The organism is Aeromonas sp. TECH754, assembly GCF_056279295.1.
Window position 1 is genome coordinate 2,036,390 of the sequence record NZ_JBWBRA010000001.1, and the last position, 26,188, is coordinate 2,062,577.

18 protein-coding genes, 1 tRNA gene and 1 pseudogene are annotated in these 26,188 nt (G+C 61.3%); 14 read left to right on the forward strand and 6 right to left on the reverse strand.

Annotated elements, in window-relative coordinates:
• Nucleotides 1–71 precede the first annotated feature (71 nt).
• The 6 genes from fdhD to ACZ9IL_RS08960 form a co-directional block, all read right to left on the reverse strand.
• Nucleotides 72–899: a formate dehydrogenase accessory sulfurtransferase FdhD gene (gene fdhD, locus ACZ9IL_RS08935; RefSeq protein ID WP_476003189.1), complete on the reverse strand. Its 828-nt coding sequence runs from the start codon at nt 897–899 to the stop codon at nt 72–74.
• On the reverse strand, nt 899–3,064 hold the full coding sequence (locus ACZ9IL_RS08940) for a sigma 54-interacting transcriptional regulator (protein ID WP_476003190.1): 2,166 nt from the start codon (nt 3,062–3,064) through the stop codon (nt 899–901). Before ACZ9IL_RS08940 ends, fdhD begins: the two co-directional genes overlap by 1 nt.
• Before the next feature lie 575 nt (nt 3,065–3,639).
• Nucleotides 3,640–4,062: a hypothetical protein gene (locus ACZ9IL_RS08945; RefSeq protein ID WP_476003191.1), complete on the reverse strand. Its 423-nt coding sequence runs from the start codon at nt 4,060–4,062 to the stop codon at nt 3,640–3,642.
• Nucleotides 4,059–4,493, reverse strand: a complete 435-nt coding sequence (locus tag ACZ9IL_RS08950) for a hypothetical protein (protein ID WP_476003192.1) — start codon at nt 4,491–4,493, stop codon at nt 4,059–4,061. Before ACZ9IL_RS08950 ends, ACZ9IL_RS08945 begins: the two co-directional genes overlap by 4 nt.
• Nucleotides 4,494–4,575: 82 nt before the next feature.
• Nucleotides 4,576–6,720, reverse strand: a complete 2,145-nt coding sequence (fdhF, locus tag ACZ9IL_RS08955) for a formate dehydrogenase subunit alpha (RefSeq protein WP_476003193.1) — start codon at nt 6,718–6,720, stop codon at nt 4,576–4,578.
• A 218-nt stretch (nt 6,721–6,938) separates the two neighbouring features.
• The gene (locus ACZ9IL_RS08960; protein ID WP_476003194.1) at nt 6,939–7,526 is read right to left on the reverse strand and encodes a 4Fe-4S dicluster domain-containing protein; all 588 of its coding nucleotides are present in this window, start codon (nt 7,524–7,526) and stop codon (nt 6,939–6,941) included.
• Between the two features lie 673 nt (nt 7,527–8,199).
• Here ACZ9IL_RS08960 and ACZ9IL_RS08965 point away from each other — a divergent pair.
• The 14 genes and pseudogenes from ACZ9IL_RS08965 to hypF all read left to right on the forward strand — a co-directional run bounded on the left by ACZ9IL_RS08965 (nt 8,200) and on the right by hypF (nt 26,180).
• A complete protein-coding gene (locus ACZ9IL_RS08965) occupies nt 8,200–8,829 on the forward strand; it encodes a DJ-1/PfpI family protein (RefSeq protein WP_476003195.1) in 630 nt (209 codons plus the stop codon).
• A 1,349-nt stretch (nt 8,830–10,178) separates the two neighbouring features.
• Nucleotides 10,179–12,047, forward strand: coding sequence for a low affinity potassium transporter Kup (gene kup, locus ACZ9IL_RS08970; RefSeq protein ID WP_476003196.1), 1,869 nt, complete (start codon nt 10,179–10,181; stop codon nt 12,045–12,047).
• A 357-nt stretch (nt 12,048–12,404) separates the two neighbouring features.
• Nucleotides 12,405–13,058, forward strand: a complete 654-nt coding sequence (locus tag ACZ9IL_RS08975; protein WP_476003197.1) for a 4Fe-4S dicluster domain-containing protein — start codon at nt 12,405–12,407, stop codon at nt 13,056–13,058.
• Nucleotides 13,058–14,947 (forward strand): hydrogenase 4 subunit B, encoded by a 1,890-nt coding sequence (gene hyfB, locus ACZ9IL_RS08980; RefSeq protein ID WP_476003198.1) that lies wholly within the window; start codon nt 13,058–13,060, stop codon nt 14,945–14,947. The genes ACZ9IL_RS08975 and hyfB overlap by 1 nt, the downstream gene beginning before the upstream one ends.
• Nucleotides 14,947–15,900 (forward strand): respiratory chain complex I subunit 1 family protein, encoded by a 954-nt coding sequence (locus ACZ9IL_RS08985; RefSeq protein ID WP_476005328.1) that lies wholly within the window; start codon nt 14,947–14,949, stop codon nt 15,898–15,900. Before hyfB ends, ACZ9IL_RS08985 begins: the two co-directional genes overlap by 1 nt.
• Nucleotides 15,901–15,965: 65 nt before the next feature.
• Nucleotides 15,966–17,684, forward strand: coding sequence for a hydrogenase large subunit (locus ACZ9IL_RS08990; RefSeq protein ID WP_476003199.1), 1,719 nt, complete (start codon nt 15,966–15,968; stop codon nt 17,682–17,684).
• 9 nt (nt 17,685–17,693) lie between these two features.
• The gene (locus ACZ9IL_RS08995; RefSeq protein ID WP_476003200.1) at nt 17,694–18,224 is read left to right on the forward strand and encodes a formate hydrogenlyase complex iron-sulfur subunit; all 531 of its coding nucleotides are present in this window, start codon (nt 17,694–17,696) and stop codon (nt 18,222–18,224) included.
• Nucleotides 18,224–19,039 (forward strand): NADH-quinone oxidoreductase subunit B family protein, encoded by an 816-nt coding sequence (locus tag ACZ9IL_RS09000; protein WP_476003201.1) that lies wholly within the window; start codon nt 18,224–18,226, stop codon nt 19,037–19,039. The genes ACZ9IL_RS08995 and ACZ9IL_RS09000 overlap by 1 nt, the downstream gene beginning before the upstream one ends.
• The gene (locus tag ACZ9IL_RS09005) at nt 19,032–19,445 is read left to right on the forward strand and encodes a formate hydrogenlyase maturation HycH family protein (protein ID WP_476003202.1); all 414 of its coding nucleotides are present in this window, start codon (nt 19,032–19,034) and stop codon (nt 19,443–19,445) included. Before ACZ9IL_RS09000 ends, ACZ9IL_RS09005 begins: the two co-directional genes overlap by 8 nt.
• On the forward strand, nt 19,445–19,936 hold the full coding sequence (gene hycI, locus ACZ9IL_RS09010) for a hydrogenase maturation peptidase HycI (RefSeq protein WP_476003203.1): 492 nt from the start codon (nt 19,445–19,447) through the stop codon (nt 19,934–19,936). The genes ACZ9IL_RS09005 and hycI overlap by 1 nt, the downstream gene beginning before the upstream one ends.
• Before the next feature lie 191 nt (nt 19,937–20,127).
• A tRNA-Sec gene (locus ACZ9IL_RS09015) sits at nt 20,128–20,219 on the forward strand.
• 197 nt (nt 20,220–20,416) lie between these two features.
• Nucleotides 20,417–21,881 (forward strand): annotated as a pseudogene (gene selA, locus ACZ9IL_RS09020) (L-seryl-tRNA(Sec) selenium transferase).
• Between the two features lie 4 nt (nt 21,882–21,885).
• Nucleotides 21,886–23,778: a SelB domain-containing protein gene (locus ACZ9IL_RS09025; protein WP_476003204.1), complete on the forward strand. Its 1,893-nt coding sequence runs from the start codon at nt 21,886–21,888 to the stop codon at nt 23,776–23,778.
• Nucleotides 23,775–26,180: a carbamoyltransferase HypF gene (hypF, locus tag ACZ9IL_RS09030; protein ID WP_476003205.1), complete on the forward strand. Its 2,406-nt coding sequence runs from the start codon at nt 23,775–23,777 to the stop codon at nt 26,178–26,180. Before ACZ9IL_RS09025 ends, hypF begins: the two co-directional genes overlap by 4 nt.
• Nucleotides 26,181–26,188 lie beyond the last annotated feature (8 nt).

Below are 26,188 nucleotides of genomic sequence, written 5' to 3' on the forward strand. Positions count from 1 at the left end.
CCCGAGCCAGCCCCGAGCGCCAATGATCGGCGCCTCGCCGGGTGAGGCGAGACGGTGGCGCCCGGGGGCGCTTATTCCAGCAGGATGCGCTGACGGCCGCTGTAGATCTCGGCCCGACCCGGGCGGCAGAAGCCCACCAGGGTGAGGCCGGTCTGCTCGGCCCGCTCCACCGCAAGCCCGGTGGCCGCCGAGATGGCGAGCAGGATCTCGACCCCGGCGCTGGCGCACTTTTGCACCATCTCGAAGCTGGCGCGGCTGGTCACCAGGATGGCGCCGTCGCGACGGCCGCTTCGGCACAGGTGCCCCACCAGCTTGTCGAGCGCGATGTGGCGACCCACGTCCTCGCGAATGGCGAGGATGTTGCCCGCCCCATCCACATGCACGGCGGCATGGGTGGCACCGGTGCTCTGTCCCAGCAGTTGCAGCGGGCGCAGCGCGTCCAGCACCTTGTCTATCAGGGTCACCTCGAGGCGCTGACTGTCGGGCAGGGAGGGCAAGGTGCGCACCACCTGCTCCAGGCTCTCGCTGCCGCAGATGCCGCAACCGGTGCGCCCCGCCAGGGTGCGTTTCTTCTCTTTCAGGCGATGGACGCAGCGATTGGCCAGAGTGATCTGCAGCTCTATGCCCTGGCAGCCATCGCGTTGCTCTATGTCGTGGATGTCGTGCAGGCCGTCGATGATCCCCTCGGACAGCGAAAAGCCGATGGCAAAGTCCTCCAGATCCGCGGCCGAGCACATCATGACGCTGTGGGCGATGCCGTTGTAGACTAGCGCCACCGGGGTCTCGGCGGGCAGCAGCATGGCGCTGTCGGTGCGACTCCCCTCTCTGTGGTAGTGCACCACTTCGCGGGGGGCGCACAGGCCGTGCAGAGGGAACTCGCCTTCGTTTTCTGACAACATCAGCTCCGTCCTTGGTCGAGGGTCTCGGGGGCTTTCGCCGAGATGCCGAGCCGCTTCATCCTGGAGAGCAGGGTGGTGCGTTTCATGCCGAGCCGGTTGGCGGCGCCCCGCTCCCCGGCGACGATGCCGTTGCAGGCCCGCAGGGCGGCGATGATGGCCTCGCGCTCGTCCTCCCCCTGCACGCCGTCGCGCTCCCGCGCGACTTGGGCCCGCTCTCCATGGCTGTCCCCGGTGCCCCCGAACAGCCCCTGGGAGGGTTCGTCGTAGACCAGGGTCTCAATCTTGTGGAAGCCCTTGAGGGGCAGGAGCTCGTCCGGGGAGAGGTTGAGCACCTGGCCGCGGGTCATCACCACGGCCCGCTCTATGATGTTTTCCAGCTCGCGGATGTTGCCGTACCAGGGGAGCGACACCAGCATCTTCATGGCGTCAGCCGGGATGGCGGTGATGTTGCGTCGCATCCGCTTGGCGATCTTCTTGATGAAGAAGTTGACCAGGAGCGGTATGTCTTCGCGCCGCTCGCGCAGGGGCGGCAGCTCGATGGGGAAGACGTTGAGCCGGTAGTAGAGATCGCTGCGAAAGCGCTTGCTCTTGACCATGGAGAGCAGATCGCAGTTGGTGGCCGCCACCAGCCGCACGTCGATGGGGATGGGAGTGCTGTTGCCGACCCGCTCCAGCTCGTGCTCCTGCAATACCCGCAAGAGCTTGGGTTGCAGGTCCAGGGGCATGTCCCCCACCTCGTCCAGGAACAAGGTGCCCTTGTGGGCGCGCTCGAAGCGGCCGATGCGCTGGCTCAGGGCGCCGGTGAAGGCGCCCTTCTCATGGCCGAACAGATCGCTCTCGATGAGGCCGGTGGGGATAGCGGCGCAGTTCACCTTCACCATCTCCTGCTCATTGCGCTGGCTCAAGCCATGGATGGCCTGGGCGATCAGCTCCTTGCCGGTGCCCGTCTCCCCCAGGATGAGCACCGAGCAGTCGCTCTGGGCCACCAGCCTCACCTTCTCCAGCACGCTCTGCATCGCGGCGCTCTGATGGATGATGTTGGCAAAGTCGGCATCGGGCTGGCTGTCGGCCACTCTGATGGTCTTCTCGCGGGCACCCGTGGTGTTGGAGATCTCCTGCTGCGCCTGCACGTTGTTCATGGCGATGGCCGTGCGGGCCGCGACCTGCTCCAGCAGGGAGAGGTCGATGTCGGCGAAAAAATCGGCCCTCGGGTGGGAGAGGATCAGCACCCCCAGCAGGTTGCCGCGATAGCGCAGGGGCAGGATGCAGGAGCTGTTCGCATCGGGGGGCAGGATCTGGGCGCTGAAGCGACAGCCGGAGTTGCAGCCGTGACCCTGCTCGCGGTAGACGAAGAAGGGCTCGCTCTGGATGAGTGCCCCCTGCAGGCAGTGTTTCTCGAAGCAGGAGTGGTTGATGATGCCGGGTTGATCGCTCTCGCGCGGGTTCACCAGATAGCTCTTGAAGCTGTCGGAGGTGGCGTTGTATTCGGCCAGACAGAGGCTGCTGATGGAGAAATGGTGCTGCAGTATGGCGAACAGGCTCTTTGGCAGCTCGGCGATGCGCACCAGCTTGATCACCGCATTGGTCACATCCACCAGGATCTTGCAGCTGTCGCGCTCCAGGCGCAGGGTGTTGGCTTGCGCCAGGGTGCGCTCCTTGTCCAACACGTTCTCCAGCGTGATGGCGACGATGGTGGCGAGCTGGGTCAGCTTGGCCAGGGTCTCCATCGGGAAGGCATTGGGCTGGGTGCTGATAAACTCGATACCCCCCAGGTGGCTGCGCGCCGTGGTGATGGGCAACTGGCAATAAGATTGCAGGCCGTCGTAGACCGGGGTGCTGGCCAGCTGGGCGCAGCGGTTCAGGAAGCGGGTCGCCGGCAGGACGATGGCCTGCTCCGAGTGGGTGGAGAAGTGCAGATCCCCCTTTCGGCAGACGAGGTGCTCTGGGCCCTGCTCCCCCATGAAGTGGAAGGCCGCCTCCTCCGTGCCCAGGTTGAGGATGAGGTTGACCCGGGTCACACCATCGAAACAGGCCTCGATCCGGTTCAGCTTTTCGATGAAATCGTCCAGGGTAACGGCGGCGAGCAGACTCTTGGAGAGGGAGAGAAAACCGTCATCCCAGATGGGGGAAATATCGGTTAATGGAATGGTATTTATATTTGGCATTCTGGCCTCACGTTACGGCTATGCAGGCAAAACATCGGCAAGGACGGGGGACTCTCCGTCAGATGTTACAATCAATCCTTAATCCATTAACGTTTAATCATAAAAGCCAGCATGCATTGAAATGGCATTGCACTGAGCGTTGAATCATAAAATAGCCCTATTTTCAATACAACCATACCAGGGGGGCAAACAAGTGGGCTCATGGCTCCGGTGTGCTCTCATGACGAATTTCGGTCTCAACAAATATGAAAATACCCATTTTTCATCACACAATCGGCTTAATCACCGCTCCCCATTTCAGGGGACGAGCCAGGCTCCGGGTCGATTCCTTCCACGCGCTTATCCGCCGATCCACTCAGAGCTGATCCGTTATCGCCAGTAGGCTGTCGTTTTTCAGCAACCCTTTGTCGCGAGCCCTCACAGAGCCAACCATCAGATATTCCGACATGGATGCGCCATCCTTCGTCCAAATGCGGGTCTTGAGTCTCCCGAACCCGATGACGGTTCCTCTGGCTGACGAGATCGAGTGTCACCCCTGCCACAGGGGGCACATCGGCATCATCGAGTTGATTTTGTCAGCGGCTCTCATTGGAGATGAGGTGTTGCCCTTCGACAAGGCGGTGCTGCCAGACGGCGTCAAGCATCAATTTGAGTAGCAGCTCGGGCGGATTATCGAGAAACCGGCCCGTTTCCTGCAGCAGACGGCCATCGGCCCGATAAGCCTGGCTGGCCTGAACCTGCCCGGTGGCATCGACGATCTGGATGATACCGTTGAGCTCTCCCCGCTCACCTGGCTGGCAAGAGAGTCTGAGCTCGCGCATCTCCCCCAGCAGGGTGAAGGCCCGACACAGTGGCGGGGTATCCTCGTAATCGGGCCAGTTGAAGAACTTGTATTGTTTGGAGAGTGCTCCCGCCCGCTGGCAAAACTGGTCAAACAGCAGGCCGATGCCCTGATACTCCCGATCCAGCAGCTGCGCTTGCTCTTCAATACGTTTCATATATTTGACTCCTTTCTACCCATTTGATCGAAAATTGATTTTCCAATATTGCCCGGATGGAACTTGAGTCCACCGAAAATAAAGCCGGCCGACAGCAGCTGAAAGGCCACCAATAACCAACTGATATTTTGTGATATGTCTACAGACACCGCCTGATGAGTCAGATAAACCACCAGGGCGGAGAGGCCCAGCAGCAGGGTATTCACCAGGGTGGTGGAGAGGAAGGCGACGAGCCAGGCCAGCTGCACGCTCAAGGCCGCCAGCACGGCGCCCATGGCGATGCGCGCAGCGATAAAACAGCCGAAGAAACCAAAGCCCAGCAGGAATATCAATTCGTCGTACCAGAGGTAACACCCCATCCCCAATAACATTGCCAGCAAATAGGCTGAAACATAAAAAATCCCGAACGAGATAGTTAATTCACGGCTCATGATGGACACCTGCCAGCTGAAAAAAGGATGAGAGGATCCGGGCCCTGCGAACAGAGCCTGGATCCACTTTATTTAACGGCAATTACCCCTTGGCGGCGCTGCGCAATTTCGCCTTGAGCGCGCTGTATTCAACCTGAACGTAATTCTCCGCCTCAGGCTGATCATCGATGCGCTCTATCTTCACCGCGCAGTATTTGTACTCAGGAGTGTAGGAGACGGGGTCCACGTGCTCTATGGTGAGCTCGTTGCAGGCCCCTATCCACCACTGGTAGGTCATGTAGACCACACCAGCATTCACCCGCTCGTTGTAGTTGGCGCGGGTGATCACCTTGCCGCGGCGAGACGAGATCCAGACCAGCGCCTGATCCTTGACCCCGAGCTTTTGCGCATCGCTCGGGTGGATCTGCACATAGCCGGGCTCATCGGCCAGGGTCTGCAGCGCCGAGCAGTTGCCGGTCATGGAGCGGCAGGAGTAGTGACCCACCTCCCGCACGGTAGAGAGCACCAGCGGATAGTCCGCACAGGGCTGCTCCAGGGGTGGCCGCCACTCGGAGGCGATGAGCTGCCCCTTGCCGCTCGGGGTGGTGAAGACATTGCCCTCGAACAAGGTGCTGGTGCCCGGGTGATCCTCGGTCGGACAGGGCCACTGCACGCTCTTGAGATCCGCCATCTTGTCGTAGCTGACCCCGGCGTAGAGTGGGCAGAGCACGCGCATCTCGTCCCAGATCTGGTTGGTGTCTCTGTATTCCATGGGATAGCCCATGGCGGTCGCCATCAGGGAGAAGATGGCCCAGTCCGGCTTCACGTTGTCCGGCGGGGTCACCGCCTTGTAAAAACGCTGGAAGCCGCGATCCGCCGAGCTGTAGACCCCCTCGTGCTCGCCCCAACTGGTGGCGGGCAGGATCACGTCCGCCATCTCGGCGGTCTGGGTCATGAAGATGTCCTGCACTATCACCAGCTCCATGCCCCCCAGGGTGCGCCTGAACTGGGCGAGATCCGCTTCCGTCTGGGCCGGATCTTCCCCGAAGATGTAAAAGGCCTTGCACTTGCCCTCCTCCACCTTGTGGCTGAGCTCGGTCAGGCGATAGCCCGGTTTCTGGGAGAGCGTCTCCACGCCCCAGGCCTTGGCAAACTTGGCGCTGATGGCGGGATCGGCCACGGACTGATAACCCGGGAACTGGTGGGGCAGCATCCCCATGTCGCAGGTGCCCTGCACGTTGTTCTGCCCGCGCACCGGGCCGCAGCCGGTGCCGCGTCGGCCGAAGTTGCCGGTGAGCAGCGCAAGCCCCGCCAGGCCCTTGACCACGTCCACCGCCTGGCCGTACTGGGTCACCCCCATGCCCCACAGGATCATGGAGGCCGGTGCCGCCGCATAGGTGCGGATGGCCGCGCGGATATCCGCCGCCTTGAGGCCGGTGATCCCCTCTACGTATTCCGGGGTGTACTTGGCCACCAGCGCCTTGTAGGTGTCAAAGCCTTCGGTGTAGTTGGCGACGAACGCCTTGTCATAGAGGTTCTCGGCGATCAGTACGTTGCCGAAGGCATTGACCAGCGCCATGTTGGAGCCGTTTTTGAGCGGCAGCCACTGATCGGCGATGCGGGCGGTTTCCACCATGCGCGGATCGCAGACGATCACCTTGGCTCCGTTCGCCTTCGCCTTGAGGATGTGACGCGCCACTATGGGGTGCGAGTCGGCCGCATTGTAACCAAACACCAGAAGGCACTTGGTTTCTTGAATTTCGGGAATGGCGTTGCTCATGGCGCCGTTGCCGACAGTTGTCTCCAGACCGGAGACTGAGGGTGCGTGTCACACCCTCGCGCAGTGATCGACGTTGTTCGTCCCAAGCACGGCGCGGGCAAATTTTTGCATCACATAGTTGGCTTCGTTGCCGGGGCCGCGGGCCGAGCCCGTGGTCATGATGGCGTCGGCGCCGTATTTCGCCTTGATGGCAGACAAGCGGCTGCTGGCAAAACCGATGGCCTCGTCCCAGGAGACGGCTTCGAGCTTGCCACCGCGCTCGCGGCGGATCATCGGGCTTTTGAGGCGCGGGGTCAGCAGGTTGGTGTCGTTCAAGAAATCCCAACCGTAGTAGCCCTTGAGGCAGAGCTGCCCCTCGTTGGTCCGGCCGTGGGCACCTTCTGCCCCCACCACCTTGTCGTTATCAACCAGCAGGTTGATCTTGCAACCGGTGCCGCAATAGGGGCAGACGGTAATGACTTTTTTCATGACTCAATCTCTTGTTGGTTAACGATAAATGGTTGGTTTGATGGGGTGATGGCCAACTGGCAGTGCATTCAACAGGTAAGAAACACTCAAGGCAGAGAGATGCACTGCACCATCCAGAGCCCATCCGGCTGGTCGGCGGCGCCGGGACTGCGGCTCACGCTCAACCCCATAGACCCGCGCTGACACGCCGACACCCGCATCGCCATCAAAGGCACGATCTAACCCGCCGGCATTGCCTCGGCACTGGCCAATTGCTTTTGCCGGTTCAGGGTCGCCAGACTCTGTGGGGTCACCAGCCGCAGCGCCTGGGTGGGGCACACCTCGACGCAGGCCGGGCCCGCCTCCCGGTGACGGCAGAGATCGCACTTCAGGGCCTGGGCCTTGGTCTGCGGGCGCTTGAACAGCGCATCGGCGGCCGGCGCCACCTCTTGTACCACCACCGCCATGGCGCCATAGGGACAAGCCACCACGCAGGATTTGCAGCCGATGCAGCGCGCCTGATAGACCTTGACGCAACCATCCTCGGTGACGATGGCGTTATTGGGGCAGGCCATGGCGCAGGGCTTGTCTTCACACTGGCGGCACAGCACCGGAGTGGTCACCTTGCTGCCGACGATGACCTTGAGGCGCGGCTGAAAATAGCTCTCCTTGGAGACCAGATGCCCATCCTCGATGGCGAGATGCAGGCCGCTCTCCCGCGCCAGGGTCCCGCCGCAGGACGCTGACTGGTGTGACACGGCGCAGGCCACCTCACAGGTACGACACCCAATGCAGAGACTGGGATCGGCAATCACGAAGCTGTTCATAAAAAGAGGGATCCTAAATGGTTCGTTGCACCGGCCGCCGGGCTGATACCAGCAACGACGCGGCCGGTCATCCCACTAGGCATTAATCAGACCAAGCCGGCCTCCATGTGCGATAAAAATCACAAGCGACTGAAAATAAAGGGGTAATCAGGGATGTGGTCGGATGCTTTCAGGCGGGTGATGATGACGAACGAGGCGGGACGCCGGGCTCGACACGACAAAAATGACGAGCTCGACACCCGGTGACAACTCCCCTGCCCCTTAGGACAAGGCGACATCTCGACGACATGACGACGACTCATTGATGGCATGGCGGCAACAGGGCACAAGACAGCGCCGACAGGCCCTGGAGGGGCAAATTGGGGGTAAAGTTGTTTAGTTTTGCTATCTAGATGAAAGGGAACGTAAAGAAAAATCGAACAAGAAAACACTCTACTGACAAATTTATTGAGTTTGATCTGATTTTTAATCTCTCCCTATTCTGTTTTTTATCCGGCCAGTTACTATGGCTCACTTGGAAAAAAGGGCTCCGTTAGGGTCACCATCCCATGGAGCAGCGAGAACAACCAGCCTGGGTAAAAGGCAGCAGGCTGAGGCTGAGGCTGAAACTCAGGGGCGGCAGATTACCTGCTAGAAATAAATCCTTGGCCATTTATCCACATATAGGTGAAAAATGTATAAAATTGGCATTGTATTATTTGATGATTTTACTGATGTAGACTTCTTTTTGATGTACGATTTGCTTGGCAGAACAACTGATAGCTGGGTTGTGAAGATATTGGGAACAAAACCAGAACATCGTTCTCATCTTGGTATCTTGGTAAAGACGGATGGGGCTGTCTCTGAGGTGAATGAACAGGATGTTGTACTAATTACCAGTGGTAAGCACGGTGTTCCCGCTGCGATGAAAAACGATAGTTTCATGTCAGCCTTAAAGTTGAATCCAGATACACAACTCATTGGTTCAATCTGTGCTGGCTCATTTATTCTTCATGAGATCGGATTGTTAAAAGATAAGAAACTAACCACCAATCCAGATGCAAAAGCAGTTTTAGAAGCACTAGGTGGCGATGTTCAGGACTTACCTTTAGTTGTTAATGGAAATATTGCCACCGCTGGTGGCTGCCTTTCTTTAATGTACTTGGTTGGGTGGTTAGCAGAGCGACTGTTTGATTCAGGAAAACGCAAAAGCATTCAAAATCAGTTAATTCCAGCAGGCCAACTTGAAATTTTCGAAGAGTTAATTTCCTCTACAATTAAATCAGCGGAAATTGAAAATCAACATAGCCAAGTCCTGAGATGAACCGTCAACAGGTAACAATTTATTGATTAGCATAAAACTCAGCCAACCTTTGTTAATGGAATCAATATTTCACTCATCAGCGGTGATATATAAGCATGTACATTAAAAACAGCTTAGTTTCGGAGAAAGCATGAGGTTTATCGTGCAGAAAAACACCAAGCTTCTTGCGAAGAGTTATTTCTTAGGTGCAAGGGTGAAATACAAAAACTACTTCCTGATACAAAAATATAGAATCATTCTCAATTCCCACCGCAGTATCTAAAGGCGATTTGGATATATTTGTTGGTGTTAAAGCTGATAGGCTTGATGATGCAGTCAAATTACTGACTGCGCTAAGCTTCCAAGAGAAAATCGATACATTAAGAACTTCGATGCTATGCATGTTAGGGTCAACGTCAGGTGACGATGTCGTATTTCAAATGCGTAGTTAATGGTTCAGAATTTGAGTGTTTTTGGGTGTTTCGTGATGAATTACGTGCAAATGTTTCGCTAGTCCAGCAATACAATGAATTAAAACTATCATGTGAAGGCTGCTCTCAGGAAGAATATCGCCGAAAGAAATCAGATTTTATAGAGCATGTCTTAGCAATGGCATCACAGAGTGCTCATGAGGGGATCTAACTAAAAAATTTAGGATGCCAAATTTTCCAAAAAATTATAACCAAGCCGATTTCCGTATAGCGTGAAATAGTACTTTTAGAATGAACATCCAATTGGGAATACGCAAATACTCATTCCATCAATCAGGTGCCGTAGGGAGCAATAAGCACTGTGTGTTGCTCCATTTTAAGAGCCTTGGCGAGTGGTGTAATTAACTTTGTGCATTGCGCCCTACATTTATATTCTTTACTTATTTCTTCGATATATAGTGAGCCCCTTTGGGGCGGTCACTTCCCTTCCCTGCTATTTACCCACCGACTCACAAAATAAAGACTCCATCGCCTCCCAATTACACCCTCTTTGCAATACAGACAGGTAATTTATTGGTCAGCATTTTATCGTTTATTTTTCAGCCAGATTGACAGGAAACGCTGGGTAAAATGAAACTCCAGCTAAAACAAGCACTTGTTCACCATCCAACGCACAACCTCAATCGCTGGATAATTAATAATTTCATTCAGAATGATCTTTTGATTATTTAAACCAGCATCGATTCCCACAGACTCTGTGTCATCATGAGCTGAATCGCAGATGAACAGACTGTGTCCATGATGAGCCTATTCCTATCCAGCTAACGCCCTTTCCCATCGCATTTCATTGAACCCTCCCGAACGACTGTCGGTATTTTCCCGATAGTGCGGGGCCTCTGTGTTGGCAGCCAGCCACCAGCAATCTGACAAGATAATTTCATGAACTGTACTAACAAACCCGCCCTCTCCGGCGTCACCCTGGCGGCGATCGGCGTGGTCTATGGCGATATCGGCACCAGCCCGCTCTATACCCTGCGCGAGTGCCTGTCCGGTCAATTTGGCTTTGGGGTCGAGCCCGCCTCCATCCTGGGCTTTCTCTCCCTTATCTTCTGGCTGCTGATCCTGGTGGTCTCGGTCAAGTACCTCTCCTTCGTGATGCGGGCCGACAACGCAGGGGAAGGGGGCATACTGACCCTGATGTCGCTGGCGACCCGCAACAGCCCCGAAAAATGGGCCCCCGCCCTCATCATCCTGGGGCTGATTGGCGGCAGCTTCTTCTACGGCGAGGTGGTGATCACCCCCGCCATGTCGGTGATGTCGGCCATCGAGGGGCTGAAAATTGTGGCCCCCTCCCTCGACGCCTACATAGTGCCGCTCTCGGTGCTGGTGCTGACCCTGCTGTTTGCCATTCAAAAGCACGGCACCGCCACCGTCGGCAAGCTGTTTGCCCCCATCATGCTGGTCTGGTTCCTGACCCTGGCGGCGCTTGGTCTTCGCAGCATCCTCCAGAATCCGGAGGTGCTGGGGGCACTCAACCCCGTTTGGGCGCTGCGCTTCTTCGCCGAGTACCAGACCACTTCCTTCTTTGCCCTCGGCGCCGTGGTGCTGGCCATCACCGGGGTGGAGGCGCTCTATGCGGACATGGGCCACTTTGGCAAGAGCCCGATCCGGCGTGCCTGGTTTATGGTGGTGTTGCCGTCGCTTGTGCTCAACTACTTCGGCCAGGGGGCCCTGCTGCTGCGCAACCCCGAGGCCATCGCCAACCCCTTCTTCCTGCTCGCCCCTCAATGGGCGCTGCTGCCGCTCTTGCTGCTGGCGACCCTGGCCACGGTGATTGCCTCCCAGGCGGTGATCTCCGGGGTCTTCTCGCTGACCCGGCAGGCGGTGCGGCTCGGCTATCTCAACCCCATCCGCATCGTGCACACCTCGGAGCAGGAGTCCGGCCAGATCTATATTCCGGTGATCAACTGGATGCTCTATGTGTCCGTGGTGATCGTGATTGTGAGCTTCGAGCACTCCAGCAATCTGGCGGCGGCCTACGGCATCGCCGTGACCGGCACCATGGTGCTGACCAGCATCCTCTTCTGCTCGGTGGCCAAAAATAGCTGGCACTGGCACACCTATCTGGTGGCGGCCCTGTTCACCCTGCTGCTGGCCATCGACGTACCGCTGTTTGCCGCGAATCTGGCCAAGATAGTCTCCGGCGGCTGGCTGCCGCTCACCCTGGGTGCCGTCATGTTCACCCTGATGACCAGCTGGAAGAGCGAGCGCTTCCAGCTCATTCGCCGCCTCAACGAGCACGGCAACTCGCTGGACCCCATGATCGCCTCGCTGGAGAAATCCCCGCCGATCCGGGTGGCGGGCACCGCCGTCTATATGTCGCGGGTGGTCAATGTGATCCCTCATGCGCTCTTGCACAACCTCAAGCACAACAAGGTGCTGCACGAGCGGGTTATTCTGCTGACCATGCGGGTGGAAGATGTGCCCTATGTCCACAACGTGCGCCGGGTCTGCGTCGAGCAGCTCTCCCCCACCTTCTGGCGAGTAGTGGCGAGCCATGGCTGGCGCGAGACACCGAACGTGGAGGAGATCTTCCATCGCTGCAATGCGGAGGGACTGAGCTGCCGGATGATGGAGACCTCGTTCTTCATGGCCCACGAATCCCTCATCATGAAAGAGCGCCCCTGGTACCTCTATCTGCGCGGCCAGCTGTTTATGTTGCTGCAACGCAACGCCCTGCGGGCGCCGGATCAATTCGAGATCCCGCCCAACCGGGTGATCGAGCTCGGCTCTCAGGTGGATATTTGATGGCGGGTTCGATTAGCGAAGCCTAATCGGACGCACCAGCCAAAGAAGAGGGAGGCATCAGCCTCCCTCTTCTTTGGCTGTCAACCACGGACGAATGACTATTCCCCCTACTTATTTGCCTCCAATCGCTCCCTGTCGACACCGCTTTGCCGGGGTGACGACGCCTGTCCCGTCCTTCGTCACAAGTGACGAGCGTCACGGCTCGACACCCGCCCCTTCAATCGCCACACACCGACACAACAATTAAATTCATTATAAAACAATTATTTGCGTTCATTTTTATCGCCAAACCCGATTTGGCCCGCATCTTGCCAACCTGCCCCTACTTTCTCCGTTCGCGACACGACAAGGTAGGCTATGAACCGCTTCGTTATCGCTGATCCTGCGCTTTGTATCGGCTGTGGCACCTGTATGGCCGCCTGCAGCACGGTGCACAAGGCCCAGGGTTTGCAGCAAGCCCCCCGATTAACCGTCATGCGACACGAGCAGGCCACCATGCCGGTGCAGTGCCGTCACTGTGACGATGCCCCCTGCATCAAGGTGTGCCCGGTCGAGGCCATCCGCCAGACCGGCGATGCCGTGCAGCTCAACGAGTCGCTCTGCATCGGTTGCAACCTCTGCGCCGTGGCCTGCCCGTTCGGCGCCATCCAGAGCGGTGGCAGCCGTCCGGTGGCCATGGCCACCAGCTATGACAGCTATATCCCCTGCTCCATTCGCTCCAGCAACCCCTCCACCTCGGCGGGCCTCGGCTGCTTTGGGAAAGACCTGCTGAGCTGGGAGCCCGGCGTGCGCAGCATCGCGGTCAAATGCGATCTCTGCGCCTTTCGTGAAGCGGGCCCGGCCTGCCTCGAGGCCTGCCCCTCCCAGGCACTGACTCTCGTCAACGACAACATCTGTGCCAGCGCGGCCCGTGAGCGTCGCCTGCAGGCTGCCCAATCCCATCCAGAAGGGGCCCCCGCATTCTCTGCATCGGCGGCTTCTCACGCTTCAACCTCACAGGGAGAATGCTGATGCTGCCCCCTCTTCTACTGGGCAGCCTGCTGCTCTTCTTGCTGGGCGCGCTGCTGGGCGCCGCCGCGGGCGGCTTGCTACGCAATGCCCCCCTCGCCAATCGCCTCAACGGCGGCTTCGCCCTGCTGGGATCCCTCGCCGGTGTCGTCGTCTCCATCCAGACCCTCACTCATGGCGCCACCCTCGACGGCGCGCTCTGGCTGCTGGGCTCGGTACACCTCGACATGCTGGCCGCGCTGATGCTGCTGGTGATCACCCTCGTTGGGGTCGCCGTGTCGCTCTACTCCTTTGCCTACATCAAGGAGTACCAGGGCAAGGGGGATGTCAGCATTGGCGTGCTGATGAACCTCTTTCTGTTCGCCATGGTGGCCATGGTGCTGGCCGACAACGCGCTGGGCTTTTTGCTCTGCTACGAGCTGGTGACGCTCACCAGCTACTGGCTGGTCAAGCGCAACCCGGAGGCCGCCAAACAGAGCCGCCTTTACCTTCTGATGAACCATATCGGCATGGCGCTGGTGCTCATCGCCTTCTGGCTGCTCTGCCGTGAGAGCGGCAGCCTGGAGTTCAGCGCCCTGCGTGAACAGCACCTGGCCGGGACGCTCGCGTCGCTGGTGTTCCTGCTCAGCTTCTGCGGCTTTGGCCTGCGCGCCGGTTTCGTGCCCCTGCACGGCTGGCTGCCGGTGGCCGAGCCCGTCGCCCCTTCCCATATCTCGGCGCTGATGTCCGGCGTCATGGTGAAGCTCGGTCTATTCGGTATTCTGCGGGTCGCCATCGACTTTCTCGGCGCCAGCCAGCTCTGGTGGGGCTACATGGTGCTGATCTTCGGCGCCTGCTCGGCGGTGCTCGGGGTGCTGTTTGCGCTGGCCGAGCACGATCTCAAGCGGCTGCTCGCCTACCACACGGTGGAGAACATCGGCATCATCCTGATGGGGATGGGGATCGGCATGATTGGCCTCGCCAACCAGCAACCGACCCTGGTGGTGCTGGGGCTGCTCGGCGCCCTCTATCACCTGCTCAACCACGCCATCTTCAAGAGCCTGCTGTTTATGGGCACGGGCTCGGTCATGTTCCGCCTGCACAGCCGCGACATGGACAAGATGGGGGGCCTCGCCAAGCTGATGCCCTGGACCGCGCTGGCGTTTCTCATCGGCTCCATGGCCATCTCGGCGCTGCCGCCGCTCAACGGCTTCGTCAGTGAGTGGTTCATCTATCAGGCCCTGCTCAGCATGACCAAGCTCGGCACCTCCATCGTTGCGCCGCTGGCGGTGGTGATGCTGGCGGTGACCGGCGCCATGGCGGTGATGTGTTTCGTCAAGGTGTACGGCATCTGCTTCTGCGGCGCCCCGCGCAGCGAAAAAGCGAGCCAGGCTCGCGAAGTGCCCGGCACCATGGTGGCAGGCACAATGCTGCTGGCCGCCGTCTGTCTGGTGCTGGGCCTCGGTGCCCCCTGGATTGCCCCCCTGGTCAACGGCTACGGCCAGGCCCTTGTCGCCGATCAGCTGGCCAGCCAGGTAGCGAGCGGCGCGACCCTGCTGCCACTCGACAGCAGTCAGGCGATCCTCTCTCCGCCGGTGATTGCCATCACTCTGGTGGGTCTCTTCTTCATACCGCTGCTGATCCTGGCCCTGTTCAAAGGGCCCAAGCTCGGTCGTCGCCACGCCGGTACCCCCTGGGCCTGTGGCTACGCCTACGAGGAGCGCATGAGCCTGACCAGTGGCGGCGTCACCCACACCCTGCGCCAGATCTGTGCGCCACTTTATCGCAAACAATCGCGCCTCGACCTGGCCACCCCGTTGCAGGGGGTGAGTGAATCGCCGTCCGCCGCTGGCTGGCTATTGCATGGCCTGGTGCTGGCGCTCTTTATCCTGATGGCTGTTGGAGTTCAATGATGCCTGCTCTCGACATACCCAGCTGGGGCATGGTTGCCCTCGCTCTCACCCAGGCCATCGCCATGCTGGCGCTGGCGCCGCTCGCCACCGGTTTCAACCGGGTGCTGCGGGCCAAGATGCACTCGCGCCAGGGGCCGGGATTGCTGCAGGATTACCGGGATATCGGCAAACTGCTGCGCCGCCAGGAGGTGACCCCCGAGCCCGCCGGCATCCTCTTCAACCTGATGCCGGCGGTGCTGATCGCCGCCTTGCTGCTGGTCGGGATGGCGCTGCCAACCCTGACCCACGAGTCCCCCTTCCCCATCGCCGGGGATCTCATCACCGACATCTACCTGTTCGCTATCTTCCGCTTCTTCTTCTCCCTGGCGGGGCTCGACAGCGGCAGCATGTTTGCCGGCATAGGTGCCCGCCGCGAGCTGACCCTCGGCATCCTGGTCGAGCCCATCCTGGTGCTGGCCTGCTTCATCATGGCGATGATGGTGGGCAGCTCGGATCTCGGCAACATCAGCACCTATGTCGCCACCCAGCCGCTGGCCGCCCCGATCGCCACCCTGCTGGCGGGCGCCGCCTGCGCCTTCGCGGTCTTCGTGGAGATGGGCAAGCTGCCCTTTGACTGCGCGGAAGCCGAGCAGGAGCTGCAGGAGGGGCCGCTCACCGAGTATTCCGGCGCCGGGCTCGCCCTGCTCAAACTCGGCCTCGGCCTCAAGCAGCTGGTGGTGGTGCAACTGTTCCTGGTGATTTTCCTGCCCTTCGGCAAGGCCGCGAACTGGAGTCTGCCGGCGCTCGCCATGGCCGCGCTCATCCTGCTGTGCAAGCTGGTAGTGGCCTTTGCCCTCGCCGGCATCATCGAAAACGCCATGGCCCGCACCCAGTTCGTGCGCACCCACAGGCTGACCCGCCATGGCCTGGCACTGGCCCTCCTGGCCCTGCTCGCCTATCTGGTCGGGGTATAAGCCATGCCCGCCTTCATCGCCGCTTTTTCCGATTTCACCTTTTCCGATTTTAAAGTGAGAACTGCATGACCATCGCCATCCCGGATCGCATCGGCTGCGACCATATCCAGCAATTGCGACAGCAACTGCCCCACGCCATCACCGACGAGCAGTGGCAGACCGCCGATCAGGCCACCCTGACCGTCAAACCCACCGACCTGATTGCCCTCACCAGCATCTTGTTCCACAAACTCGGCGGCTGGCTGTCGGTCTCCTTTGCCAACGACGAGCGCAGCCTCAACGGTCACTTCGCCGTCTACCACGTCTTCTCCATGGAGGGGGACACCAAGAGCTGGATCACCGTCAAGGTACTGGTCAACGCAGTGGAGCAGGAATACCCCTCCATCACCCCCACCATACCGGCGGCGGTGTGGGGCGAGCGGGAGATCCGCGACATGTATGGCCTGCGGGCCGTCGGCCTGCCGGACGAGCGGCGACTGGTGCTGCCGGACGACTGGCCCGAGGATCTTCATCCCCTTCGCAAGGACGCCATGGATTATCGCCAGCGCCCCATGCCCACCTCCGAGACCGAGACCTACCCCTTCGTCAACGAGCTGGGGAGCGATGCCAATCGCATCGTGCCGGTGGGCCCGCTGCACATCACCTCGGACGAGCCGGGCCACTTCCGGCTGTTCGTCGATGGCGAGGACATCATCGATGCCGACTACCGGCTGTTTTATGTCCACCGCGGCATGGAGAAGCTGGCTGAGACCCGCATGGGTTACAACGAGGTGGCGTTTCTGACCGATCGAGTGTGCGGCATCTGCGGCTTCACCCACAGCGTCGCCTACACCACCTCGGTGGAGAACGCCATGGGCATCCAGGTGCCGGAGCGGGCCAAGATGATCCGCGCCGTGCTGTTGGAGGTCGAACGCCTGCACAGCCACATTCTCAACATCGGCCTGTCGAGCCACTTCACCGGCTTCGACACCGGCTTCATGCAGTTCTTCCGGGTGCGGGAAAAATCCATGACCCTGGCCGAGCTGCTCACCGGCGCCCGCAAGACCTACGGCCTCAATCTGATTGGCGGGGTACGCCGGGACATCTTCAAGGAAGATCGCATCAAGGGCGCCCAGCTGGTGCGTGAGCTCCGCGATGAGCTCAAACCCCTGGTGGCCATGTTGCTCGACACCGCCAACATCTCCTCCCGTCTGGTGGGGATTGGCCGGCTGGATCCACAAGTGGCGCGAGACTTCAGCTGCGTCGGCCCCATGGTGCGGGCGAGCGGCTTCAAGCGCGACGTGCGCCGGGTCCACGACTTCGCCGCCTACCGGGAATTGCCCATGGAGATCCAGACGCTGGCGGGCTGCGACGTGCAATCCCGGGTGCTGGTGCGCATCCACGAGCTCTACGACTCCCTCGACATGATTGAGTTCGGTCTCAACCACCTGCCGGAAGGCCCCTTGCTCACCGAAGGCTTCAGCTACCAGCCGGGCAAGTTTGCGCTGGGCTTCACCGAGGCGCCCCGCGGCGAGAACGTGCACTGGAGCATGACCGGGGACAACCAGAAGCTGTTTCGCTGGCGCTGCCGCGCCGCCACCTACGCCAACTGGCCCGCCCTGCGCTACATGCTGCGGGGCAACACGGTGGCGGATGCGCCGCTTATCATCGGCAGCCTGGATCCCTGCTACTCCTGCACCGACAGGGTCACCCTGGTCGACCCCAAGAAGGGCAAGTCCACCGTGGTCTCCTACAAGGAGATCGAGCGCTACGGCATCGACCGCAAGCACTCTCCGCTCAAATAAGGGGTCATCATGATCAAGCTGTTCAAGACCATACTTCGGGCCGGCACGCCGACCGCCAGGTACCCCTTCGCCCCCTTCGAGGTGAACCGGGACTTTCGTGGCAAGCCGGAATACCAGGCAGATCAGTGCATCGCCTGCGCCGCCTGCACCAAGGCCTGCCCGGCCAACGCCCTCATCATGGAAGTGGACATGGAGACCGGCGAGCGGCGCTGGGAGCTCTCCCTGGCCCGCTGCATCTTCTGCGGCCGCTGCGAGGAGGTGTGCCCGACCCACGCCATCGCCCTCTCCCCGAACTTCGAGCTGGCGGTGACCAACAAGGCGGACCTCTACGAGGAGGCCCGCTTCCCGCTGGCCCCCTGCGCGCTGTGCGGCAGCTACTTCGCCCCGGCCAGGCTGGTGGCGCTGGTGGAAGACACCCTCGCGCAGGCAGCCAAGCCGCTGGCCCACCCGGAGCGGTTGCACCACTGCCCCGACTGCAAACGCAAACAGAGCATGTTGCACCAGCCCGCTCGGTCAACTGCCCAACAGGAGTGGATCTGATGAGCCAAATCAAAGGCATAGAACCCATTGTCGGCGATGCCCACAGCCGCGCCGTGCCGCTGGTGCAGGATCCCGAGATAACGCGCCTCAAGAAGACACTGCTCAAGGACATTCGCCGCTCGGCCTACGTCTATCGGGTGGATTGCGGCGGCTGCAACGCCTGCGAGATCGAGATCTTCGCCACCATCACCCCGCTGTTCGATGCCGAGCGCTTCGGCATCAAGGTGGTCGCCTCCCCGCGCCACGCCGACATCCTGCTGTTTACCGGCGCCGTGACCCGGGCCATGCGGGTGCCGGCCCTGCGCGCCTACGAGGCGGCGCCGGACCCCAAGATCTGCATCGCCTACGGCGCCTGCGGCTGTGACGGCGGCATCTTCCACGATCTCTACTGCGTCTGGGGCGGCACCGACAAGATAGTGCCGGTGGATGTCTATATTCCCGGCTGCCCCCCCACCCCGGCGGCCACCATCTACGGCTTCGCGGTGGCCCTCGGCCTGCTCGAGCAGAAGCTGAAAGCCACCAGCCACGAGGTGCAGGCGGGCGAGCGGGTCGAGCTGCGCCACACCGGCATCCCCGCTGAAATTCGGGTGATGATAGAGCGCGAGGCGCGCCGCATGGCGGGCTATCGCCAGGGCCGCATCATCGCCGACGAGTTCATGGCGCTGCTGGAAGGGGCCACCCAGCAGGACGTGGACTTGCGCATCCAGGGCTATCTGGCCCAGCACGACGACCCGCGCCTCGGTGAAATCGTCAACAACCTGGCCAACGCCTGCCTCAACCGGGCGGCCGGCAAAGGAGTGGCGGCCCATGGCTGATGAGGTCTTCTTCTATCGTCTCTCCCGCAAGTTCGTGGACGAGCAGTTCGACGTGCCCGAAGAGGCGAAAGAGGTGATGTATTACAGCCTCGCCATCGGCCATCACCTCGGCATCGTCGATTGCCTGAGCGCCGATCTGGTCTGCCCGCTGGCGGGCTATCGGGACTGGATCGGCAAACTCCCCGCAGGCAGCGAGGCGCGCCGCAAGATGGAGGGTTTTCTCACCTTTGGCGAGATCACCGTCTACCGCGAGCACTGCCACATGCTGGCTTGCGCCTTCGACAAGCTGCGCAAAAACGAGGGGCTGCTCGGTGAACAGGAGCGGGGCTGGACCGACACCTTCATGGACCAGCTCACCGCGCTGTATAACGATCCCCATATGTACCTGATGATAAGGAGCCGCTGATGAGCCGCAATCTCGTGTTGACCGTGGGCAATGCCATGATGGGGGACGACGGCGCCGGCCCCTATCTGGCGGAGAAGCTGCAGGCTGCCCCCCAGCCCGGCTGGCTGCACATCGACGGTGGCATAGCGCCGGAGAATGTGGTGCACCGGGTGCGGGAGCTGCAACCCCAGCGGGTGCTGCTGGTGGACGCCGCCGAGCTTGGCGAGAAGGCGGGGACCCTCAGGGTGATCCCGCCCGAGACCATCGCCGAGATGTTCATCTTCTCGACCCACAACATGCCGCTCAATTTTCTCATCGATGAGCTGAAGACCTTCGTGCCCGAGGTGATCTTCGTCGGGGTACAGCCCGCCATAGTGGCCTTTTCCTTCCCCATGACAGAGATGGTGAGCGGCGCCATGGATCATCTTCACCAGCAGTTGGACGTGGCGCAGGATACCGAGCTGTTAATAACCCGGCTCGAGCAGTGGAATATGACCAACGCACAGGACTAAATATTTACCGGCTTGTTAAAAGCAGCCTTGCAAGAATATAAAAAAGGCCCGATGTTAAAATAAAAACATCGGGCTAATCGTGCTGTTTTTGATATAAAACAACTCTCTTCAAATTAGTATGAATAACGCCTTTTTATGGCTAAAAAAGCGTTGTCAGCCTGAGCGTTTTTGCCCAGAATGGCGGCCTGAGTGGAAGTTGATGGGGTCTGGTGGCCTCCTCGGTCTTCAAAACCGATGTGAGCCGAGAAGGCTCGGGCAGGTTCGATTCCTGCCTCTTCCGCCACTTCCCTATATTGGATACATCGACGCCATACCGCTTGCCAATATAATTGAATGAATGGTTTCTCGGTCTGCAATTAATCTGCCAGCCTGAATTGATATTTAATTCTCGATTTGGATTGCCTGCCCGAAATACCCCACTCATTCGGTCACCTTATCGGCCAACCGGTGTGCATCAACCAGCACAGTCCGGGTAGCCCCATGCCGAACCAGTCACAGCCCCACACCAGCGACGCCCCCTCCGACACCAAGCCGCCATGCCATCGCCTGCCGCAAGTGGAACAGCTGCTGCAGCAAGCCTTTCTCGCGCCCTATATCGCCGACTTGAGCCGCCCCCTGGTGACCGAGGCGGTGCGGGGCACCTTGAGCGAGCTGCGCCAGAGCGAGGGCTTTCGCACAAACGGGCATAGACCCGGCCAGCCTGGAGGCGCAGATAGTCGCCCGCTGCCAGCGCCTGGTACGCCAGCGCCAGACCCGGCTGATCAACGCCACCGGCACGCTCGTTCATACCAATTTGGGGCGCTCGCCGCTCTGCGTCGAACTGTGGGACGAGGTGCGCGAGCTCAACACCGGTTACAACAATCTCGAACTCGATCTCGCCACCGGCAAACGCGGCGGACGCAAGGGGCTGATCGCCCCCCTGCTCGCCAGCCTGACCCAGGCCGAAGACTCGCTGGTGGTGAACAACAATGCGGCCTCCCTCTTTTTGCTGCTGCAGGAGATCGCCCGCGGGCGCGAGGTGATCGTCTCCCGCGGCGAGCAGATCCAGATTGGCGGCGGCTTTCGCATCCCCGATATCCTGGCGCTGTCCGGCGCCACCCTGGTGGAGGTGGGCACCACCAACATCACCACGGCGCAGGATTACCTCGATGCCATCACGGATCAGACGGCGCTGGTGCTGATGGTGCACAGATCGAACTTCGCCATTCGCGGCTTCACCGAATCCCCCGACATCGGCGAGGTCGCCAGCGCCCTGCCCGATCACGTCGTGCTGGCGGTGGATCAGGGCTCCGGTCTCACCATCGAGACCTTCGCACCGGACGAGACTTCGGTGCGCCAATACCTCAAGGCGGGGGCGGATCTGGTCTGCTACTCCGGCGACAAGCTGCTGGGGGGGCCCCAGTGCGGCATCATCGGCGGCCGCGCCGATCTCATCGCACTGCTCGAAAAACACCCCATGATGCGCACCTTCCGCCCCAGCCGTATCGTCTACTCCCTGCTGGAGCGCCTGCTGATCCACAAGCTCAACAAGTCCCCGGTTGGCGAGGGCATCGCCCAGCGCACCCTGAGCAACCCCGCCGCCATGGACGCGCGGGCCGATCGGCTGATGGCCGCCCTGCCCGGCTGCTTTGCCCAGGTGCCCGCCCAGCTGGTGGTGGGCGGCGGCACCCTGCCGGACGAGTTCTACCCGGCGCCGGCGTTGGTGTGTCTCGATCCGCGCCCGGCCCAGCAGCTGCTCGATGCCCTGCGGGAGTTGCCGGTGCCGGTCATCGCCACCGTGCGCCAGCAGCAGGTGCTGCTCAACATGGCTTCCTTGCTGGAAGAGGATATGAATGTGCTAGTTTCGCAGTTAAAGACGCTATTAAAGCCAGCAAAAGACATAGAAAACACCACAGAAATACCCCAGACAAGCCATCCCCTGAGCATCTCGCACGAGGCACCCTGATCCCATGAGCCCCTATCGCGCCGTCATCGGCCTCGCCGGCCACGTGGATCATGGCAAGACGCTGCTTATCCAGGCCCTCACCGGCATCATCACCGCCCGCGCCCACGAGCAGGCCATCGGCATGACCCAGGATCTCGGTTTCGCCCACTTCGACGACGGTCAGGGCAATACCATAGGGGTGATCGACGTGCCCGGCCACGAGCGCTACATCCGCAACATGGTGGCGGGGCTCTGGAGCCTGGATCTGGTGCTCTTGGTGATCGCCGCCGACGAGGGCTGGATGCCGATGACCGGCGATCACCTGCGCCTGCTCAAGGCCATGGGGGTGCCGCGCCTGCTGGTGTGCATCAACAAGTGCGATCTGATAAACAAAGAAGAACTGGCGCTGCTGGAAGAAGCCTTGCTGGAGCGGGTGATGGACGAGAGCGGCATGGTGCCGGACATCGTCTGCGTCAGCGCCAAGAGTGGCGAGAACATCGACGGGCTCCATGCCGCCATCGTCCGCCAGCTGGCCGATGTGGCGCATGCGCCGCCGGTGCGCGAGCAGCAAGCCCCTCGCCGCTATCGTGAAGAGGCTCCACCGCGCCTCTATGTGGACCGGGTTTTCACCGCCAGCGGCACCGGTACCGTGCTCACCGGCACCCTGCAACAGGGGCGGCTCAGGGTGGGGGACAAGCTGCGGCTCTATCCCGCCAACCGTGAGGTGCAGATACGCTCCCTGCAGGCCTACCACCACAGCGTCGATGAGATTGGCGCCGTCTGCCGGGTGGCGGTGGGCCTTAAAAAAGTGCCCCATAAAGAGGTGACCCGTGGCCACTGCCTCAGCAGTGAAGACGCTCACTGCGAGGCGGCAACCCATCTGATCGTCCGGCTGGAAGAGGGCGGTCGGGCGGAGAAAGAGCCGCGTCATCGAGAAGTCGAGGTGGCGCTGGGCAGTTGGCATGGCCGGGCCCGGTGCGTGCCCATCAAGCACACCCGACTCGCCCGCTTGCTGTTTGCCAGCCCCATCCCCTGTTTCTTCGGCCAGCCCCTTGCCATCATTCGCCACGGCAGCAGCGAGTTGCTGCACGGCGCCCGCATCCTCTGGTGCGGCGACATCCATCCCCCTAGACGCAAGGCGCTGCACGCCCTGCTGGGGGCGCTGCCGTGGGATCTCGCAGGGGTTAACCCTGCCACCCTGCAACTGGGGCTCGATGGTTATGCCCCTGCCAGCCAGTTTGCCGAGCCGCCCGCAGGCACAGTGCAAGATGGGGACTGGCTCATGCACCACGACTGGCTGGCGGATAGCCGCGCCGCGCTGCTGGCCGCGCTGACACAGCAGCCATTGAGCGCCGCCGAGCTGGCGGGCAAGCTGCGCCTCCCGCCGCCACTCATCCAGCGCTTGCTGCAACGACTCAAGGCCGAGCAGCAGATCCGCCTGCATCACGAGAAGTGGCAGCCGGGTGGCGGCGAGTCGGAAGACGAGCTCGGAGAAGAGGCGCGGCTGGTACTCAAACTGGTGCGAGATCAAGGCAAGGAGGGGTATGAGCCCGGTAAACTGGGCCCCGGCGGCGTGGAGATAGACCCGGTGCTCGCGCTCACCTTGCCTCAGGGGTTGCAGCAAAAGGGCGCACTGCAAAAGCAGCTGCGCAATCTGGCAAGGCTCAAATACCTGGTACAGCTGGAAGGACCCATCTACTACGATGCCGAACTCTATCACCACATGGTACAGGCCGTGCTGGCAGGCCAGCGGGTCGGGGATCTGATCGACATGGGCGCACTCAAGACGATCACCGGTCTGTCACGCAAATACGCCATCCCCTTCTGCCTGCGCATGGAGATGGATGGCTGGGTGCGGCGGGAAGAGAACGACAGGCGGGTGCTGCGATTGCCCCAAACTGGCGAAGAGGTCCTATGACAGCACAAGTTGCCCCAGACACTCAGCCTTCGCCGGCGGCCCCAGAGCCCGCCCCGCTGCGCCTCGAATTTCAGATCAACGGCATAGTGCAGGGGGTCGGCTTTCGCCCCTTCGTCTACGGCCTGGCGCTCGACCACCGGCTCACCGGCTATGTGCTCAACGATGCGAGCGGCGTCACCATAGGGGCGCAAGGCAGCCCGGCCCGGCTGACCGCCTTTGCCCGCGAACTGCGCGAGCTGGCACCGCCCCTGAGCCGCATCGACAGCTTCCAGCAGCGGGAGTTGCCCCTTGATGCGGACCCCGATTTTGATGGCCCCTTTCATATCAGGGCCAGCCAGCAGCAGAGCGCGGCCACGGTCGCCATCTCGCCGGATCAGGGGATGTGCGAGGCCTGCGCCCGGGACATCGCCAATCCCCTCGATCGCCACCACCGCTACCCCTTCACCAACTGCACCCACTGCGGCCCGCGCTACAGCATCATCCGCCGCCTCCCCTACGACAGACCCCACACCGCCATGGCGGGCTTCGCCATGTGCCCGCGCTGCGCTCGCGCCTATGAGGATCCGCTGGACAGGCGCTACCACGCCCAGCCGGTGAGCTGCCCCCAGTGCGGCCCGCAGCTTTGCTGGCGCCACGGTGCCGGCCAGGTACTGGCAAGCCGAGAGGCGGCGCTGCAACAGGCGGCCCACGCCCTGCAAGCGGGGTCGCTGATTGCGGTCAAGGGGATGGGGGGCTATCACCTGATGTGCGACGCCCGCAACGAGCAGGCCGTGGCGCGGCTGCGCCAGCTTAAACGCCGCACCCGCAAGCCCCTGGCGGTGATGATGGGCTCGCTGGAAGAGGCCAGACAGCATGTCGCCGGTGGTGAGGCCGAGTGGGCCCTGCTGCAATCCCAGCCGCGCCCCATCATCCTGCTGAAAAAGCGCCCGAAAGATGAACTGCCGTCAGCGGCGAAGCCGCTGGCCGAGGGCATTGCCCCCGGCATTCCCTATCTCGGGGTCATGCTGCCCTATACCCCCTTGCACCAGTTGCTGCTGGAGGCCTGCGCCATGCCGCTGGTGGCCACCAGCGCCAACGGCCGTGGCAGCCCCATTTTGATTAAGTGCGAGGCTGTGATTGCCGAGCTTGGCGCCCAGATAGACGGCATCCTGGATCACGATCGCCCCATAGTGCGCCCCTGCGACGACAGCCTGGTGCAGTGGGCAGGCGGTCGGCGCCAGATCCTGCGCCTCGCCCGTGGTTACGCCCCCTGCACTCCCAGTCTGCCAGAGCCTGTGACCCAGCCCCTGCTGGCGGTCGGTGCCCAGCAGAAGAACCAGCTCGCGCTCGCCTTCGGTCGCCAGCGGATCTACAGCCCCCATATCGGCGATCTGCACAGCCTGCCGATGCAGCAGCACTTCGAGCAGACCCTGGAGACCTTCCGCACCCTCTACGATCTCAAGCCGAGCACCCTGGTATCGGACCGCCACCCCAGTTATCTCAGCCATCAGTGGGCCAAGACCTATTGCGCGGCAGAGGGGGCAACCCACCTCGAGGTGCAGCACCACCACGCCCACCTGCTAGGGGTGATGGCCGAGCACAACCATACCGGGCCTGTGCTCGGCTTCGCCTTCGATGGCACCGGCCTCGGGGATGACGGCACGCTCTGGGGCGGCGAGCTGCTGGTAGCCGATGTGAAGGGGTTTGAACGGGTGGCGCACCTCAAGCCATTTCGACTGATCGGCGGCGAGGCCGCCATTCGCGAGCCGGTGCGCCAGCTGCTGGGCCTGCTGTTTGAATACCATGCGCCCGATCAGATAGCCGCCCTCGACCTTCCCGCAATAAGCCAAATACCGGCCGAGCGCCTCAATAACCTGCACCAGCTGTGGCGCCTCGGTCGCAACGCCCCCCAGACCAGCTCCATGGGTCGGCTGTTCGACGCGGTGGCAACCCTCTTGGGCCTAGTCGACGAACCGGATTACGAAGGGGAAGCCGGGCTCTTGCTGGAGGCCGCCGCCCTGCGACTCGCCCCGGGCAGCGAGCCCTGGCCGCTCTCGTTCGCGCTCACCGAGCAGACCAACGGCCCCCTGCTCGTCGACTGGGCGCCGCTCATTGCCGAGCTGCTCGAACGACGCCACAAGGTAGCGGTGGCGAGCCTCGCCGCCGGCTTTATCCATGCCATCTCTGAGCTCATCGCTCAGCTTGCCGAACGTTTCCCCAGCCACCCTGTGGCGCTCGGGGGCGGCGTCTTCCAGAATCGCGTGCTGATGGACCAGCTCATTCCCCGTCTGGAACAGGCAGGGCGGGAGGTGCTGACCAGCCACACCCTGCCACTCAACGACGGCGGCATCGCCGCAGGCCAGCTCTGGTTTGCCATTCATCATCTTGCGAGGGAGAGGGCCGCCCCCTCCCCCGTCCTTTAGGAGTCTCT

Bases quoted from the DNA above. Each gene is read 5' to 3' on its own strand.
- hypF (WP_476003205.1), top strand. From the start codon at position 23,775: ATGACAGCACAAGTTGCCCCAGACACTCAGCCTTCGCCGGCGGCCCCA.
- ACZ9IL_RS09025 (WP_476003204.1), top strand. From the start codon at position 21,886: ATGAGCCCCTATCGCGCCGTCATCGGCCTCGCCGGCCACGTGGATCAT.
- ACZ9IL_RS08965 (WP_476003195.1), top strand. From the start codon at position 8,200: ATGTATAAAATTGGCATTGTATTATTTGATGATTTTACTGATGTAGAC.
- ACZ9IL_RS08940 (WP_476003190.1), bottom strand. From the start codon at position 3,064: ATGCCAAATATAAATACCATTCCATTAACCGATATTTCCCCCATCTGG.
- ACZ9IL_RS08975 (WP_476003197.1), top strand. From the start codon at position 12,405: ATGAACCGCTTCGTTATCGCTGATCCTGCGCTTTGTATCGGCTGTGGC.
- ACZ9IL_RS08945 (WP_476003191.1), bottom strand. From the start codon at position 4,062: ATGAAACGTATTGAAGAGCAAGCGCAGCTGCTGGATCGGGAGTATCAG.
- hycI (WP_476003203.1), top strand. From the start codon at position 19,445: ATGAGCCGCAATCTCGTGTTGACCGTGGGCAATGCCATGATGGGGGAC.
- hyfB (WP_476003198.1), top strand. From the start codon at position 13,058: ATGCTGCCCCCTCTTCTACTGGGCAGCCTGCTGCTCTTCTTGCTGGGC.
- ACZ9IL_RS08995 (WP_476003200.1), top strand. From the start codon at position 17,694: ATGATCAAGCTGTTCAAGACCATACTTCGGGCCGGCACGCCGACCGCC.
- ACZ9IL_RS08960 (WP_476003194.1), bottom strand. From the start codon at position 7,526: ATGAACAGCTTCGTGATTGCCGATCCCAGTCTCTGCATTGGGTGTCGT.
- ACZ9IL_RS09000 (WP_476003201.1), top strand. From the start codon at position 18,224: ATGAGCCAAATCAAAGGCATAGAACCCATTGTCGGCGATGCCCACAGC.
- ACZ9IL_RS08950 (WP_476003192.1), bottom strand. From the start codon at position 4,493: ATGAGCCGTGAATTAACTATCTCGTTCGGGATTTTTTATGTTTCAGCC.
- ACZ9IL_RS08985 (WP_476005328.1), top strand. From the start codon at position 14,947: ATGCCTGCTCTCGACATACCCAGCTGGGGCATGGTTGCCCTCGCTCTC.
- kup (WP_476003196.1), top strand. From the start codon at position 10,179: ATGAACTGTACTAACAAACCCGCCCTCTCCGGCGTCACCCTGGCGGCG.
- fdhD (WP_476003189.1), bottom strand. From the start codon at position 899: ATGTTGTCAGAAAACGAAGGCGAGTTCCCTCTGCACGGCCTGTGCGCC.
- ACZ9IL_RS09005 (WP_476003202.1), top strand. From the start codon at position 19,032: ATGGCTGATGAGGTCTTCTTCTATCGTCTCTCCCGCAAGTTCGTGGAC.
- ACZ9IL_RS08990 (WP_476003199.1), top strand. From the start codon at position 15,966: ATGACCATCGCCATCCCGGATCGCATCGGCTGCGACCATATCCAGCAA.